Genomic DNA, 16,252 nt, shown 5'->3' with positions numbered 1-16,252 from the left:
CGGTGGGGAATTCCACGAGCTGCCCCAACGGTCTCTCCTTCGCTTCCCCGGTGGTTCCCCGCGCGGGGAACCACCGTGCCGGACGGCTATGCGTCGCCGACCGGCCAGATCCTGACGGTGTGGTCATGACTGCCCGTGGCGAGCCGGTCGCCGTCCGGGCTGAACGCCACTGCGAGGACGTTGTTCTCATGGCCCACTTCGGTGATGTTCTCGCCGGTGGTGGCGTCCCAGATGCGGGCGGTGCGGTCGTGGCTTCCGGTGGCGATGCGGCGGCCGTCGGGGCTGAAGGCGACGGCGTAGACGGTGTCGTCGTGGCGTACTTCCAGGGTTCTCTCGCCCGTGGTGGCGTCCCAGATGCGGGCGGTGCGGTCGTGGCTTCCGGTGGCGATGCGGCGGCCGTCGGGGCTGAAGGCGACGGCGTAGACGGTGTCGTCGTGGCGTACTTCCAGGGTTCTCTCGCCCGTGGTGGCGTCCCAGATGCGGGCGGTGCGGTCGTGGCTTCCGGTGGCGATGCGGCGGCCGTCGGGGCTGAAGGCGACCGCGAAGACGGCGTCGTCGTGGCGTACTTCGAGAATCTTCTCGCCGGTGGCGGCGTCCCAGACGCGGGCCGTCTGATCGAGGCCACCGGTGGCGACGCGACGACCGTCGGGACTGAACGCGACGTCGAAGACCGTGTTGTCGTGCAGCACTTCGGCGATCGTCTCGCCGGTGGCGGCGTCCCAGACGCGCCCCGTCCGGTCGAGGCCGCCCGTGGCGACGCGCGTGCCGTCCGGGCTGAACGCCACCGCGAGCACCGCCTTGTCGTGGCGCACCTCCAGCGTCCTCCGGCCGGTGGCCGCGTCCCAGATCCGTCCCGTGTGGTTGTCGGAGCCGGTGGCCAGCCGCGTCCCGTCCGGGCTGAACGCCACCGCGTACACCCAGTGCAGCTCCGGCACCCCGACCGCCACCTCCAGCCGCTCCCGCCCCGTCGCGTCGTTCACGTCGTACACCCGCGCCGACGCCGCGGCGCCCGAGACGGCGAGGGCCCCGCCGCCGGGGTCCCATGCCAGGGCGTAGACCTCGTGCCCGAAGTCGATGCGCCCCGTCTCCGGCGGGTGGGCCCGCAGTTCGCGCCGCGCACGGTCGGCGAGCGCGGCGTAGTCCCCGGCCGCCTCCGGGCGCAGGGCCGCCAGTTCGGCGATCAGGTCCCGCACCTCTTCCCACGCGTGGGCGGCCGCCCGTTCGTCCAGCGCGGTCCGCAACCCGTCCTCCCGCTCGGCGTCCTGCAGGGCTCCGCGGGCCCGGGTGGCCAGCCCGGCGGGGTCGGCCGCGGACGCGTCGAGCCGTCGCAGCTCCTCGTCGACGTCGAGGACGGCCCGCCACCGTCCGGCCTCCGCGTGATAGCGCAACTCCGCCTGCAGGTCGGCGACGTGCTGCCGGGCCCGGCACCGTTCCCGGCGCGCGGCCGCGTCACGGTCCTCGGGCTGCTCCTGCAGGATCTCCGCGTACGCCTCGATCGCGGTGGTCCAGTCCTGGGCGGTCTCCGCCTCGGCCGCCCGCTCGTGGAGGCCGGCGAGCCGGCACCGGCGGGCGGCGGTCTCGCGCAGCGCCGCCGCCTCGTGGTCGTCCGGAGCCAGGGTGAGCAGGTCGTCCAGGAGCTCGATGGCCTTGTCGTGGTTGCCGATGCGCAGTTCGGCGCCGGCCATGACGCGCAGGGCACGCAACTGCGCCTCGTGACGGCTCGCGTCGGGCGGCTGTGACCGCCCGGGCTGCGGCTGCGCACCCGGCGGCGGCCCGGGCTCCCGGGCCGGGGGCGCGGGCGGCGGTGCGGAGGTGAAGGTGAACAGCTCGGTGGTCTCCCCCCGTACGTACAGCACCGGCGTGATCCACTCCAGCGCCGTACGGCCGCAGCCGAGCATCGCGATGCGGCCGCTGCGGGCGGCCTCGTCGATCCGGTGGCCGCTGGCGAGCGAGGTGTAGAAGCCCTGCGCGAAGTGGACCGCTGCCCGGTCGCTGACGGTGAACTGCATGGCGGCCACCGCGCTGATGCCGCTGCGGACGAGGGCGGCGCCGGTGCTGGAGAAGACGTCGTGGGTGCCGCCCTGCGCCGAGGCGCACGAGTTGAGGACGACCAGCCGCGGCGTGGGCTCGGCCATGCCCAGCAGGTCCACCAGCTGGTTGGCCGCCACCATGTGCGGGCCGCCGTCGTCGTCCACCAGCGCGATCAGACCTTCGTCGGCGTCGGCGTCGTAGTCGCCGTGGCCGATGAAGTGCAGCACGTGCCATTCGCCCTCCAGCAGCGCCGCCTGCACGCTGTCCCAGTCGGCGGCCGGCAGCCACGTCAGCTCGACCCGTCCCGCCGCCACCTGCCCGGCCAGCGCCCTCTCCAGCCGCCGGCGCTCGGCGTCGGTGTCCAGTGGGGGCAGCCCGCGCGGCGAGGCGATGATCACCAGGACCCGCAGGGGTGGGCTCACCCGCTGCGGCTCGCGCGTGTACAGGGCGGGCACGTGCCGGACCAGCGGCTCGTGCCGGCACAGGTAGGCGCCGTCCTCCGGATCGAACAGCATCTCCCACGGGAGCAGGGCCAGTTCCGGCGCGTCCAGCCGCAGCACGATCCGCAGCCGTTCCTGCCGTTCCTGTGCCGCCCCCAGGCTCGCCCGGTAGGTCCCGTAGACGGGGCCGGTGAACAGCGCCCGGAACAGCTGCTCTCCGACCTGCTGCACCGGTTCCTCGCTGAGCGGCACCACCCGGCGCGCCGACACCGACGAGGCCAGTACCGTCGCCTCCAGCTCCGGCCGCCGGGCCAGCAGTTCGTCGACGTCCAGCTGCAGCCCGGCCGTGGGCTCTCCGCCGGCTGCGGCGTGCACCACCCGCACCTCGTAGTCGCCGGGGCCCGTCCCGGAGATCTCCAGTTCGAGGTCAGTGGCCATCGCCACCCCTTCCCTATGACCCCATCCTGCGGGCGGACGCAGGGCCGGACCAGGGCGGTTAGCCCGATCGGGGCGCCCCGCGGCTCACTGCCCGGGCCGCGGCCGCCAGGGTCCGGGGCCCTTGAGGACGCGGTGCGTGGGCGCCGTGCTGGTGTGCCGGACGCCGGGCAGGGCCGCGACGGGGCCGGTGAGGTAGCGGTAGAAGGCCCCGGCGTCCCGCGTGGTGATGCTGGCGTGGAGGTTGGCGGTCCCGGTGGTGGCGGCGGCGAAGGCCACCTCGGGATGCCCGGCCAGCGCCCGGCCCGCGGCCTCCAGCCGCGCCGGCTCGACCTGAAGCCACAGCGTGGCGCGGAAGCCGCCCTCCATGAGCCGCGGGTGGTAGTCGACGTCGAAGTAGAGCGCGCCCGACGCGCGCAGCTCGGCCAGCCGCCTGCGGACGGTGGTCAGGGACCAGCCGGTGGCCGCGGCGAGGTCGGCCAGCGGGGCGCGGCCGTCGTGGGCGAGGACGTCGAGGAGCCTGCGGTCCTGGGCGTCCAGCGGATAGGGCGCGGCCGCCTCGTCCAGGGGCCCGGGACCGGCGGGCGCCAGCGCGGCCACCTGGTCCGGCGCCAGCGGCCCGGAGCGGGTGAGGTAGCTGTGCCGCTGCCCGAAGAAGATGTGCAACTGGCAGTGCGCGGAGACGTCGACGACCCGCGGCGTGCGCGGCAGCTCCTGCAGCAGCAGCGGGTTGTCCCCGCCGGGACGGCCTGCGCTGCGGGAACGGACGTTGCAGGTGATCTCCGTGCCGCCCGAGGTGAGCTTCACCCAGCTCGTGTCCGGATGCCGGGCCAGCGCCTCGCCGACCGAGGCGGCCGCGTCGGGCGTGCACCGCACCCGGACGAACCACGGGGTGTCGCCCACCCGCAGCGGGTCGGTCAGCCCGACGACGCGGAGCGTCCCCGTGGTGCGCAGCCGGGTGTAGCGGCGGGCGACGGTCTGGTCGGAGACCCCGAGCACCTGGGCGATCCGGCTGAAGGGGGCCCGCCCGTCGATCTGCAGGGCCTGGGCGAGCGGCCGGTCAGGCGCGTCGAGGGCGGGGAAGGTGAACGGCTCGATGTCGGAATCCACCGCACCAGCGTACTGATTGTCGAATATCGCCGGTCAGTCCACAGCGGCTGGGGGTTATCCGCAGCGTGCGGCGAGGGTATGGGGCGAGACGCACGGACACGACGAAACGAGACTCGAATGCGTAAGTGGCAGCCTCTGGTGGCTGTCTGCCTGGGGGCCTTCATCCTGCTGGTCGACGTGACCATCGTGAATGTGGCGCTCCCGCAGATGGCGGACGACCTGGACGCCGGCTTCAGCTCTCTGCAGTGGGTGGTCGACGCCTACGCCCTCGCCCTGGCGGCCCTGCTGCTGGCCGCCGGGTCGCTGGCCGACCGCTTCGGCCACCGCAGGCTGTACGTGGCCGGGCTGGCGGTCTTCGCCCTGGCCTCCCTGGCCTGCGGCCTGGCGCCCGACGCCACCGTCCTGGTCGCCGCGCGGGCGGTGCAGGGCGTGGGCGGCGCGGCGATGTTCGCCACGACCACCGCCCTGCTCGGCGCCACCTACCGAGGACGCGACCGGGGCACCGCCTTCGGCGTCTGGGGTGCGGTCAACGGCGCGGCGGCCGCCGCCGGCCCGCTGCTGGGCGGGCTCCTCACCCAGCACATCGGCTGGCAGGCCATCTTCCTGGTCAACCTGCCGATCGCCGCGGTGGCCGTCGCGCTGACCCTGCGCGTCGTCCCCGCCGACCGCCCCGCCCCGTCCCAGGGACCCGGCCGCCCGCCCCGGCTGGACGTCCCCGGCGCCCTGACCTTCACCGTCGCGGCCGCCGGCCTCACCTACGGCCTCATCCGCGGCGGCGAGGCCGGCTGGACCTCGCCCCTCACCCTGGGCGCCTTCGCCGTGGCGGCGCTGTCCCTGGCCGCCTTCGTGGCGGCCGCGCTGCGCGCCGACCGCCGGGGCCACCAGCCCCTGCTGGACCTGGCCCTGCTGCGCAGGCCCTCCTTCACCGGGCTGATGGGCGGGGCGCTGCTGCTGCAGGCCGGTGCCTTCGGCTGCCTGGCGCTGACGTCGCTGTGGCTGCAGTCCCTCCTGGGCCTCGGCCCGGTGGCGGCCGGCCTCGCGCTGGCCCCGCTGGCCGCCCTGTCGTTCATGGTCTCCCTCGTGGCGGGCCGCTACCTCCAGCGGATGGCACCCCGGGTGCCGATCGGCGTGGGGCTGCTCGTGATCGCGGCCGGCATGCTGCTCCTGGCCGGCGGCATGACGGCCGACGCCGGCCGCTCCGCGGTCCTGGCAGGGCTGTGCGTGACCGGCGTGGGCGTCGGCCTGGCCATCCCCGTACTGGTGTCGGCCGCGATGGGCAGCGTGCCGCCCCAGCGCATGGGCATGGCCGGGGGAGCGGTCAACACCTTCCGTCAGCTGGGCATGACCCTGGGCATCGCCGGCCTCGGAGCCGTCTTCACCAGCCGCGCCGAGAAGGTGTTCGAGGACGCCCGTACGGGCCTCGACCCGCACTCCGCGGCCTCCGCACTCGCCGGCGGCCAGGCGCGCCGGATCGTCGAGAACGCACCGGCCGGCCTGCGCGCCGGCACCGAACGCCTCGTCCACGAGGCGTTCGCGGCCGGCCTGGAGCGGGTGTTCCTCTGCTCGGCCCTGGCGGCCGCCGCGGGCGGACTCCTCGTACTGGCCCTGGTCCGTCCCGCGGCCGGGGCGGCCACCGGCGGGCCGGCGGCGGACGGGGCGCCCACCCCGCGCAAGGCCCCGGAGCGGACGGCCGTCTGATCACGCGTCGCGCGCCGCGCCCCCGTCAGGCCGGTTCCGGCCGGCCGGCGCGCGGCGCGCAGGCGTAAAGGAGGCCGGTCGCGAGGACGCCGCCGGCCGCGGTCAGCAGGACGACCGGCGGGCGCACCGCCTCGTGCAGCGTCCACGCGCCGAGCAGGCCACCGGCGAACAGCGCCACCACCGCGGCCGTCCGGCGCCCCTGTGCCCGGGCGCCGGACGGGATCCGCGGGTCGAGCGTGAGCGGCGAGCCGCCGAGGAGGGCCGTCATCGAGCGGGTGGCCGGCGTGGTGGGCGGGTCCGGCACCCGGGCCCGCATGGTCGTCATGTTCCGCATCCCCATGGCCCTGGCCACCACGGCCGTCACCGCGTAGTGGCGGCCCGACAGAGGTGGGCCCACCCCGTCGATGCCCCACGCGATCAGCGCCCCCACGCCCAGTAGCGCCGCCTCGGCGACGAGTGCCACCACGAACCACCGGCGCCCGTGGACGTCCACGCCCGACTCCAGGCGCGACCCCAGGACGGCCCCCACCGCGAACCCGGCGCCACCATCACCGCCGTGAGGGCGGCCCGGGCCTCGGGTCCACGGCGGCTCCTTCCGGTCGGCGGCGGTACCACTGTGCCGCACGGCCGCTCAGTCGTCGATCAACGCGGCCAGTCCGTCGAGCATCGAGGTGAGGCCCAGTTCGAAGACCGCATCGAGGTCCATGTCGTAGCCGCTGTCGCCGAACGATCCGACCACCTTGGTGAACGCCGGGTACGCGCCGGAGGCCACGAGCGCGTCGAAGGCGGCGGCCTGCGAGTCCATCCACTGCTCCTCGGACATCCCGGTCGCGCTCTGGGCCTGGGCCTCGCGCTCCAGCTGGACGGCCGTGCCCTGCACATAGCTGTAGATCAGGGCGTTGAGGTTGAACATCGTCGCCGGGTCGAGGCCGTGGCCGTCGAGCGCACCGAGCATCCAGTCGGAGTAGGCGATCAGGTGCGGCAGGGCCAGCGGCCGGGTGAGCGGGGCGATCTGCGCGAGCCACGGGTGGGCGCGGTGCACCGCCCACAGCGCACGGGCGCCCCGCTCCAGGCGGCCGCGCCAGCCGGGCGGAGCGTCGCGGGGGTAGGACATCTCGGCGAGGACGGCGTCGGCCATGAGGAACACCAGGTCCTCCTTGCCGGTGACGTGCCGGTAGGGCGACATGGCCGCGACGCCCAGCCGCGCCGCGACCCCCCGCATGGACAACGCGGCCAGCCCCTCGGCATCGGCGATGGCGACGGCGGCACGGACGATCCGCTCCTGCGTCAGCTCGCCGTCGGCCGCCCGGCCGGGCGAGGACGACTGCGGCTGCGCCGGGGACGGCGGCTGCGCCGGGGACACGGCGGGGCCCGGACCCGCCACCACCGTGCCGACCCGCGACTGCGCCCGCACGAGCCCCTCCTGGCGCAGGGTGGTCAGCACCTTGGTGGCGGTGGCGAGCGCCACGTTCCACTCCCTGGCGATCTGCCGGGTGGACGGGACGCGGTCGCCCGGAGCGAGGTCGCCGTCGGCGATGCGTCGCCGGAGCTCGGCGGCGATGCGCAGATACGGCGGAGAATTTTTTTCGGCCACGGCGGTACCCCTTCCCTCTGTCCTAGTACAGAGGCTAGCAGCGGAAAGCCGGTGAAGGGAGCCGCAGTCCCCGCGTCTGTCCTAGGCCAGGGCATTGGAACAGCCGCTTGCGCCACTGTGCGTACGGTGTACATTCAGCTGTGTACACCGTACTTAAGGAGCTCAGTCATGCAGAACGTCCTCGTCTCCGGTGCCAGCGTCGCGGGCCTGACCCTCGCCTACTGGCTGCGCCGCAACGGCTTCGCCGTGACCGTCGTCGAGCGGGCCCCCGCCGTGCGCCCCGGCGGCCAGGCCATCGACGTCCGCGGCGTCGCCCTCGACGTCCTGGACCGGACCGGGATCCTGTCCGAGGCCCGGCAGGTCCGTACCCGGATGCGCGGCATGGCGATGCTCGACGCCGGGGGCAAGGAGCTGTGGCGCACCACCGACCACACGTACAGCAGCGGCCGGCTGGACAGCGAGGACATAGAGCTGCTGCGCGAGGACCTGGCCATGCTGCTCCACCGTCAGGCGGTCGACGCGGGAGTGGAGTTCCTCTTCGGCGACTCCGTCGCCACCCTCGACGAGGAGACCGACGGCGTTCGGGTCGGCTTCGAGCAGGGGCCCACCCGCACGTTCGGCCTCGTGCTGGGCGCGGACGGCCTGCACTCGCGGGTCCGCAAGCTGGCCTTCGGCCCGGAGGAGCAGTTCGTCCGCCACCTCGGCGCCTACCTGACCGTCTTCAGCACCGACAACTTCCTCGGGCTCGACGACTGGCAGGTCTGGCTCGCCGACGACGCGGCGACCTACTGCCTCTACCCGGTGCGCGACAACACCGAAATGAGGGCCACGCTGGGCTTCCGGTCGGAGCCGATCGCCTACGACCACCGCGACACCGACCAGCAGAAGGCGCTCATGACCGCCGGGCTGGCGCACGTCGGCTGGGAGACGCCGCGGCTGCTGGAGGCCATGCGGCAGGCACCCGACTTCTACTTCGACGCCATGGCCCAGATCCACATGGAGCAGTGGTCCGCCGGCAGGGTCGCGCTGGCCGGCGACGCGGGCTACTGCCCCTCCCCGCTCTCCGGCCAGGGCACGAGCCTGGCCCTCGTGGGCGCATACGTCCTCGCCGCCGAACTCGGCAGGGCGGACGGCGACCACGCGGCCGCCTTCGCCCGGTACGAGACGCGCATGCGCCCCTACGTCGGCCTCAACCAGGCCCTCGCCCACAAGAACACCGAGGGCGGTACCTCCGACGAGGCGATGGACGAGGCCAAGAACGGCATCGAGCTCGACGCCTGAGCGGCACCACCCGCCTCCCCGCCCGCCCGCTTGCCCGCCGGCCGCGCGCGGGCACGGCGCATTCACCCGGACGGGGCCCGCGACGGCCGTTTGCGGGCCCGGCCGCGCGCGCATCATCTCCGGGGAGAACCGCCGAGGACGGGAGCCGCCGTGCCCCTCGCCGCTCCCGACCCGTCGGGTGTCCCCGCCACCGCCTGGTGGGTCCTGTACCTGCGTGCCGCCGAGGCCCGGCACCCGCGCAGCCTGCTGCCCGATCCGCTGGCGGCCGACGTGCTCGCCCGCAGCGGCTGGCCCGCACGCGAGACCTTCGGCCCGCCCGTCCCCCCGCTGGCCCAGTACCTGGCGGCCCGGTCCCGCGTCGTCGACGCCGAAGTCAGGTCCTTCCTCGCCCACGCGCCGCACGGCACCGTCGTCGCCCTCGGCGAGGGCCTGGAGACCCAGTTCTGGCGGGTGGACGACGGCCGGGTGCGCTGGTTGACGGTCGACCTGCCGGAGACCCTGGCCTGGCGCCGCGCCCTGCTGCCCCGGGGCCCCCGGCAGCGCACCGTCGCCTGCTCGGTGACCGACCCGCGCTGGGCGGACGGCATCGACCCGGCGCAGCCGCTGCTGATCAGCGCCCAGGGGCTGATGATGTACCTGCCGTGGGAAGCGGTGGCCCGCCTCGTCACGCTCTGCGCCGAGCGCTTCCCCGGCGCCGCGCTCGTCTTCGACACCGTCCCGCACTGGGTGGCCGTACTGGCCCGCCGTCAGATGCTGTACTGCGGCACCTACCGCCTGCCGCCCCTGTCGTCCTCGATGAGCCCCGGCGCGTACGAGCGGCTGCGCACCCTCCATCCGCGCATCGCCGGCGTCCGCCGGCTCCCCTGGCCGCCCTGCCGGGGACTGACCGGTCTGGTGCTGCACCACGGCCAGCGCTCCCTGCTCGTCCGCCGGGCGCTTCCCGGCGTGGTGCGTCTCGACTTCCGGCAGCCGTGAACGTGCCGAACTGCCGCCCGCGGACGGTCCGCTGACGGGCCACAGCGGACGGCGGCCTTCCTCACGCCGGGCCGAGAACTTTATGTACGCAACCGCTCGGGTGACGGGGAGACAGTCAGGCTGGAGGGATCGGAGCAGGCGGGCCCGGTGCGAGGGGCCCGCCGACTGACCTACGGAGAACGACCATGTGCGGCATCACCGGATGGGCCGGCTTCACCCGCGACCTCAGGGCCGAGTCCCCGGTCGTCCAGGCCATGACCGACACCCTGGCCCGCCGGGGACCGGACGCCGAGGGCATATGGCTGGACGAGCACATCGCACTGGGACACCGACGGCTGTCCATCATCGACCTCGAACACGGCGCCCAGCCCATGCGCACGCCCGAGCGCGGCCCCCGCGACCTGCCCCGGGCCGTGATCTCCTACGGCGGCGAGATCTACAACTTCCGCGAGCTGCGCGAGGAACTCGTCCTCCTCGGCCACCGCTTCGCCACCCGCAGCGACACCGAAGTGGCGCTGCGCGCCTACCTGCAGTGGGGCACCGACTTCGTCCACCGCCTCAACGGCATGTACTCCCTCGCCCTCTGGGACACCGCCCGCGAGGAACTGCTGCTGGTCCGGGACCGCCTCGGTGTCAAGCCGCTCTTCTACTACCCCACCGAGGACGGCGTCCTCTTCGGCTCCGAGCCCAAGGCCATCCTCGCCAACCCGCTGGCCGAGGCCGCCGCGGGCGCCGAGGAGCTGTGCGACGCCCTGCTGTTCCTGCGCACCCCCGGCCGCGTCCCCTTCCGCGGCATGCGCGAACTCAAGCCCGGCCACCTGCTGCGCGTCGGGCGCGCGGGCATCCGCGAGGAACGCTACTGGCAGCTGGAGTCCCGCCCGCACACCGACGACCTGAAGACCACCGTCGCCACCGTCCGCGAGCTGCTCGACGACATCGTCCCCCGCCAGATGGTCGCCGACGTGCCGCTCGTCGCCCTGCTGTCCGGAGGGCTGGACTCCTCCACCGTCACCGCGCTCGCGGCCCGCGCCCGGGCCGCCGACGGCGCCGGCCTGTCCACCTTCTCCGTCGACTTCACCGGCCACACCGAGAACTTCCAGGCCGACGCCATCCGCCCCACCCCGGACGGCCCCTACGCCCTGGAGGTCGCCCGGCACGTCGGCAGCGACCACCACCCGATCGTCCTCGACCGCGCCGGCCTGCTCGACCCGGCCGTGCGCCGGACCGTCCTCGGCGCCTGGGACCTGCCGTTCAACTTCGCGGACCTGGACGTCTCCCTGTACCTGCTGTTCGCCGCCGTCCGCGAGCACGCCACCGTGGCGCTGTCCGGGGAGGGCGCCGACGAGGTCTTCGGCGGCTACCTGTGGTTCTCCGACCCCGAGGCACGGCGCGCGGAAACGTTCCCCTGGCTCAAGCTGGGCGCCCACCGCGGCCTCGACCCCCGCTCGCTGTTCCACCCCTGGTTCGTCGACGGCATCGACCTCGCCTCCTACGAGGCCGACCTCTACCGCACGGCCCTGGCCGAGGTCCCGCTCCTCGACGGCGAGAGCGCAGCGGACCGGCGCACCCGCGAGCTGGGCTACCTCACCCTGACCCGGTGGCTGCCCATCCTGCTGGACAAGAAGGACCGGATGGGCATGGCCAACGGCCTGGAGGGCCGGGTGCCGTTCTGCGACCACCGCCTCGTCGAGTACGTCTTCAACGTCCCCTGGGAGATGAAGACCTTCAGCGGCCAGGAGAAGGCGCTGCTCAGGGAGGCCGCGGCCGACCTGCTGCCGGAGTCGGTCCTGCGCCGCAAGAAGGCCGCCTACCCCTCCATCCAGGACCCCGCCTACGACCGGGCCCTCATCACGGGCCTCACCAAGGCGGCGGGCGACGACCGGGCACCGCTGAACGCCTTCCTCGACGGCGACGCGGTACGGCGGATGACCGCCAAGACCTCCACGGGCAGCCTCTCCGAGTTCGAGCGGATCCTCGTGGAGTCCACCGTCCGGCTGGACGACTGGGCACGCACCTACCAAGTGGAGCTGACCGGAGTGAAGGGAGCCAACTGATGCACGCCATCGAGATCCGGGAGACCGGCGGGCCCGAGGTCCAGATCTACGTCGAGAAGCCCGACCCCGAGCCGGCCGAGGGCCAGATCCTCGTCGAGCTCGCCGCGGCGGGCGTGAACTTCATCGACCTCTACCGCCGCGAGGGCCGCTACCCCCTGCCCCTGCCGTCGATACCCGGCGAGGAGGGATCGGGCGTCGTCCGCTCCGTCGGCCCCGGCGTCACCCGGTTCCGGCCCGGTGACCGCGTCGCCTGGACGACCGTGCTCGGCAGCTACGCCAGCCGGGTCGTCGTCCCCCAGGACAAGGCGATCGTCGTGCCCGACGGCATCGACCTGGCCACCGCGGGCGGCGTGCTCGTCCAGGGCATGACGGCCCACTACCTGGCCAACGACTCCTACCGGGCGCGCCCCGGCGAGACGGTGCTGCTGCACGCCGCGGCCGGCGGCGTGGGGCTGCTGCTGACCCAGCTCCTCAAGCGGCGCGGCGTCCGCGTCATCGGCACCGTCTCCACGCGGGAGAAGGAGGAGCTGGCCCGCGCCAACGGCGCCGACGAGATCATCCGCTACACCGAGACCGACGACCTGGCCGCCGAGGTGCGCCGGCTCACCGACGGCGCGGGCGTCCACGCGGTCTACGACGGCGTCGGCGCCGCCACCTTCGACGCGAGCCTGGCCTCCCTGCGCACCCGCGGCACGCTGGTCCTCTACGGCGGAGCCAGCGGCGCGGTGCCGCCCGTGGACGTGATGCGGCTGCTGTGGGGCGGCTCGCTGACCCTGACGCGCCCCTACCTGGAGCACTTCCGGGCCACCGTCGAGGAGTTCGAGTGGCGGGCGGGCGAGGTCTTCGACGGCATCGCCGACGGCACCCTCACGGTGACCATCGGCGGAACGTACCCCCTCGCCGAGGCGCACCGCGCGCACACCGAGCTCGCGGCCCGGCGCACCGCCGGGAAGCTCCTGCTCGTCCCGTAGTCCGCACACCACTGGCACCAGGAGGTTGTCCATGGGCGACATCGCCGGTGCGGGCCTGCTCTCGCACGCACCCGTCATCATGTTCCCGGAGGCCCAGCGGATCGAGGCCAACGGAGGCCGTGACTTCACCCTCGCGACCGGCCTGACCCGGCTCCGGCAGGAGAGGATCGATCCGGCCGACTACGACACGGTCGTGGTCTTCGACTCGCACTGGGGCACGACCACCGAGACGGTCGTCACCGCCCACGCCCGCCGCCGGGGCCTGTTCACCTCGGACGAGATGCCCGGCGCCATCAGCCGGCTCCCCTACGACCTGGCCGGCGACCCGGGACTGGCCCACGCCGTCGCGGACGTGGCACGGAAGCGGTCGCTGTGGATCACGGCCAACGACGACCCGTACCTGCCGATCCACTACGCGACGCTCAACCTCTGGAGCTACCTCGGCGCCCCCGGCAAGCCGTGGGTGTCCGTCTCGGTCTGCCAGACGGCGACCGCCGAGGACTTCCTCGCCGTGGGCGAGGCCGTCGCGGAGGCCGTCGCCGGCCTCGACCGCACGGTGCTGCTGGTGGCCTCGGGCGGCCTGTCGCACCGCTTCTGGCCGCTGGCCGAGCTGCGCGACCGCATGGCGGGCGACCCCGCCCACATCATCACCCCGGAGGCGCGCGCCGCGGACGAGCAGCGCATCGCCTGGCTGGAGGCGGGCCGCCACGACCTCGTCATCGAGGCCATGCCGGACTACCTCCGCTTCGCCCCCGAGGCGCGTTTCGGCCACTACCTGATGCTGGCCGGCGCGGTGGGCGGCACGCGGTGCCGGGCCCCGGGCCGCCGCTTCGGCGCGTACGAGAACGGCATCGGGACGGGTCAGGTCCACCTCTGGTTCGACCGGCCCGGCGCCGGCTGGGACCGAAACCGCAGCGAACGGGCGACGTGATCACGTCGGAAGAGTCCGCCGCGGGGGCAGGCCGCTGTCGAGAAGGGGCCGATCACAGGATATCTTGATGTCGAGCAATGTTATAGAAGTGGAGCGGAGCACCCGGTGACTGACTCGACCATCATCTATACCCACACTGACGAGGCCCCGGCCCTGGCGACGCACTCGTTCCTGCCCGTGGTCCGGGCCTACGCCTCGGCGGCCGGCGTCACTGTGGAGACCCGCGACATCTCCCTGGCGGGGCGCATCATCGCCAGCTTCCCGGAGCGTCTCCAGGAGAGCCAGCGCATCGACGACGCCCTCGCCGAGCTCGGCGAGCTGGCCAAGACGCCCGGCGCCAACATCATCAAGCTGCCGAACATCTCGGCCTCCATCCCGCAGCTCAAGGCCGCGATCGCCGAGCTGCAGGAGCAGGGCTACGCGCTCCCGGACTACCCGGACGACCCCAAGACCGACGAGGAGCGCGACGTCCGCGCCCGTTACGACAAGGTCAAGGGCAGCGCCGTCAACCCGGTCCTGCGCGAGGGCAACTCCGACCGCCGCGCCCCCGCCTCGGTCAAGAACTACGCCAAGACGCACCCGCACCGCATGGGCGCCTGGTCCTCCGACTCGAAGACGAACGTCGCCACCATGGGCGTCGACGACTTCCGCTCCACCGAGAAGTCCGCCGTCATCGCCGAGGCCGGCACCCTGCGCATCGAGCTGGTGGGCGACGACGGCTCCACCACCGTCCTGCGCGAGTCCGTGCCGGTCCAGGCGGGCGAGGTCGTCGACGCCTCCGTCATGCGCGTCGCCGCGCTGCGCGAGTTCCTGACCGCGCAGGTCGCCCGCGCCAAGGCCGAGGGCGTGCTGTTCTCCGTGCACCTCAAGGCCACGATGATGAAGGTCTCCGACCCGATCGTCTTCGGCCACGTGGTCCGCGCCTTCTTCCCGAAGACGTTCGCGAAGTACGGCGAGGTGCTGATCGCCGCCGGCCTGACCCCGAACGACGGTCTCGGCGGCATCTTCAAGGGCCTGGAGGCCCTGCCCCACATGGGCGAGGAGATCAAGGCGTCCTTCGACGCCGAGCTCGCCGAGGGCCCGGCGCTGGCGATGGTGGACTCCGACAAGGGCATCACCAACCTGCACGTCCCGAGCGACGTCATCGTCGACGCCTCCATGCCGGCCATGATCCGCACCTCCGGCCACATGTGGGGCCCGGACGGCCAGGAGGCCGACACCCTCGCCGTCCTCCCGGACAGCAGCTACGCCGGTGTCTACCAGGCCGTCATCGACGACTGCCGCGCCCACGGCGCCTACGACCCGTCCACCATGGGCTCGGTCCCGAACGTCGGCCTCATGGCGCAGAAGGCCGAGGAGTACGGCAGCCACGACAAGACCTTCGAGATCCCGGTCACCGGCACCGTCCGCCTGGTCGACGAGGCCGGCAACGCCGTCATCGAGCAGACCGTCTCGGCCGGCGACATCTTCCGTGCCTGCCAGACCAAGGACGCCCCGATCAAGGACTGGGTGAAGCTGGCCGTCACCCGCGCCCGCGCCACCGGCGACCCGGCCGTCTTCTGGCTGGACGAGACCCGTGCCCACGACGCGCAGCTGATCGAGAAGGTCAAGGCGTACCTGCCGGAGCACGACACCGAGGGCCTGGACATCCGCATCCTGGCCCCGGTCGAGGCGACCAAGCTGTCGGTCGAGCGCATCCGCCGCGGCGAGAACACCATCTCCGTCACCGGCAACGTCCTCCGCGACTACCTGACCGACCTCTTCCCGATCCTGGAGCTCGGCACGAGCGCCAAGATGCTCTCCGTCGTCCCGCTGATGAACGGCGGCGGCCTCTTCGAGACCGGTGCCGGCGGCTCCGCGCCCAAGCACGTCCAGCAGCTGGTCAAGGAGAACTACCTGCGCTGGGACTCGCTCGGCGAGTTCTTCGCGCTGGTGCCGTCCTTCGAGCACTACGCCAAGACCACGGGCAACGCCGGTGCCCAGGTCCTCGCGGACACCCTCGACCGCGCGACCGCCACGTTCCTGAACGAGGACAAGTCGCCCAGCCGTCGTCTCGGTGGCATCGACAACCGCGGCAGCCACTTCTACATCGCCCTGTACTGGGCCCAGGAGCTGGCCAAGCAGACGGACGACGCGCAGCTGGCGGAGGCGTTCGGCCCCCTGGCCAAGACGCTCGCCGAGCAGGAGCGGACGATCGTCGACGAGCTGATCGCCGTGCAGGGCTCCCCGGCCGACATCGGCGGCTACTACCAGCCCGACGTGACCAAGGCCGCGGCCGTCATGCGCCCGTCGGCGACCTTCAACCAGGCCCTCGCGACCCTGGCCTGACACCGGCCCGGCCGCCGCACAGCGGCCGTCCCCGTCACCACGGGCCCGCCCCGACCGGCACTCCGCCGGCCGTGGCGGGCCCGTTCCCGTAGGCCCCGACGACCACCACGACCGCCGCGCGAGGGAGGACGCTCCCGGTGAGCCCTCGAAATGCCTACGGGGGCGGCCCGTGCGGCCGGGGGCAAAGCGGCAGGTACCGCATCATGATCCGAGTTCCTGTCATACCAGGAAAGAGGGGAGCGATGGGTGACATCCGAGAAACCCGGGGAGACGGGCACGGGTTTTCGCTACAGAATTCGGACGGTCCTGCGGCGTTCCGCGGAATGTTCCTGATGCACCATTAGTGCGATTCGTTTTCAGCGCAATGTAAAGCTAGGGTCACGCTCAGGCGCGTGCAGGGCGTG

The 16,252-nt window shown here is 73.4% G+C and carries 11 protein-coding genes; 7 read left to right on the top strand and 4 right to left on the bottom strand.

The features are described from left to right. Positions 1–86 precede the first annotated feature (86 nt). Positions 87–2,909 (bottom strand): CHAT domain-containing protein, encoded by a 2,823-nt coding sequence (locus tag LE181_RS16925; protein WP_263869048.1) that lies wholly within the window; start codon positions 2,907–2,909, stop codon positions 87–89. 84 nt (positions 2,910–2,993) lie between these two features. Then, entirely contained in the window at positions 2,994–4,016 is a 1,023-nt protein-coding gene (locus LE181_RS16920) for an Lrp/AsnC family transcriptional regulator (protein WP_372458388.1), read from the bottom strand. Between the two features lie 117 nt (positions 4,017–4,133). Here LE181_RS16920 and LE181_RS16915 point away from each other — a divergent pair, with 117 nt between their 5' ends. Continuing rightward, positions 4,134–5,714 carry an MFS transporter gene (locus LE181_RS16915; protein ID WP_225662122.1) on the top strand — a complete coding sequence of 527 codons (1,581 nt, stop codon included), beginning with the start codon at positions 4,134–4,136 and terminating at the stop codon, positions 5,712–5,714. A 25-nt stretch (positions 5,715–5,739) separates the two neighbouring features. Here LE181_RS16915 and LE181_RS16910 read toward each other — a convergent pair whose 3' ends face one another. Then, positions 5,740–6,243: a YoaK family protein gene (locus LE181_RS16910; RefSeq protein ID WP_225662121.1), complete on the bottom strand. Its 504-nt coding sequence runs from the start codon at positions 6,241–6,243 to the stop codon at positions 5,740–5,742. A gap of 102 nt (positions 6,244–6,345) precedes the next feature. Then, entirely contained in the window at positions 6,346–7,308 is a 963-nt protein-coding gene (locus LE181_RS16905; RefSeq protein ID WP_225662120.1) for a TetR/AcrR family transcriptional regulator C-terminal domain-containing protein, read from the bottom strand. A gap of 168 nt (positions 7,309–7,476) precedes the next feature. Between LE181_RS16905 and LE181_RS16900 the strand changes: the two genes are divergently transcribed. The 6 genes from LE181_RS16900 (at position 7,477) to LE181_RS16875 (ending at position 15,848) form a co-directional block, all read left to right on the top strand. Next, positions 7,477–8,589 (top strand): FAD-dependent monooxygenase, encoded by a 1,113-nt coding sequence (locus LE181_RS16900; RefSeq protein WP_225662119.1) that lies wholly within the window; start codon positions 7,477–7,479, stop codon positions 8,587–8,589. A 150-nt stretch (positions 8,590–8,739) separates the two neighbouring features. Continuing rightward, positions 8,740–9,564, top strand: a complete 825-nt coding sequence (locus LE181_RS16895) for a class I SAM-dependent methyltransferase (protein WP_225662118.1) — start codon at positions 8,740–8,742, stop codon at positions 9,562–9,564. A 185-nt stretch (positions 9,565–9,749) separates the two neighbouring features. Then, the gene (gene asnB, locus LE181_RS16890; protein ID WP_225662117.1) at positions 9,750–11,618 is read left to right on the top strand and encodes an asparagine synthase (glutamine-hydrolyzing); all 1,869 of its coding nucleotides are present in this window, start codon (positions 9,750–9,752) and stop codon (positions 11,616–11,618) included. Then, entirely contained in the window at positions 11,618–12,589 is a 972-nt protein-coding gene (locus tag LE181_RS16885) for a quinone oxidoreductase family protein (protein ID WP_225662116.1), read from the top strand. The genes asnB and LE181_RS16885 overlap by 1 nt, the downstream gene beginning before the upstream one ends. A 31-nt stretch (positions 12,590–12,620) precedes the next feature. After that, complete coding sequence (locus tag LE181_RS16880; RefSeq protein WP_225662115.1) at positions 12,621–13,520, top strand: DODA-type extradiol aromatic ring-opening family dioxygenase; 900 nt, start codon at positions 12,621–12,623, stop codon at positions 13,518–13,520. Between the two features lie 105 nt (positions 13,521–13,625). Further along, positions 13,626–15,848, top strand: a complete 2,223-nt coding sequence (locus LE181_RS16875) for an NADP-dependent isocitrate dehydrogenase (RefSeq protein ID WP_225662114.1) — start codon at positions 13,626–13,628, stop codon at positions 15,846–15,848. The last annotated feature ends 404 nt before the right edge of the window (positions 15,849–16,252 follow it).

Origin of the sequence: Streptomyces sichuanensis (genome assembly GCF_020328095.1) — a bacterium.
Taxonomy (GTDB): Bacteria; Actinomycetota; Actinomycetes; order Streptomycetales; family Streptomycetaceae; genus Streptomyces; species Streptomyces cinnamoneus.
Note: the sequence above shows the minus strand (reverse complement) of the source record. Positions and strands in the feature narration are given on the sequence as shown.

Coding starts and splice junctions, on each gene's coding strand:
- LE181_RS16880 (WP_225662115.1), top strand. CDS start 12,621: ATGGGCGACATCGCCGGTGCGGGCCTGCTCTCGCACGCACCCGTCATC.
- LE181_RS16925 (WP_263869048.1), bottom strand. CDS start 2,909: ATGGCCACTGACCTCGAACTGGAGATCTCCGGGACGGGCCCCGGCGAC.
- asnB (WP_225662117.1), top strand. CDS start 9,750: ATGTGCGGCATCACCGGATGGGCCGGCTTCACCCGCGACCTCAGGGCC.
- LE181_RS16900 (WP_225662119.1), top strand. CDS start 7,477: ATGCAGAACGTCCTCGTCTCCGGTGCCAGCGTCGCGGGCCTGACCCTC.
- LE181_RS16915 (WP_225662122.1), top strand. CDS start 4,134: ATGCGTAAGTGGCAGCCTCTGGTGGCTGTCTGCCTGGGGGCCTTCATC.
- LE181_RS16885 (WP_225662116.1), top strand. CDS start 11,618: ATGCACGCCATCGAGATCCGGGAGACCGGCGGGCCCGAGGTCCAGATC.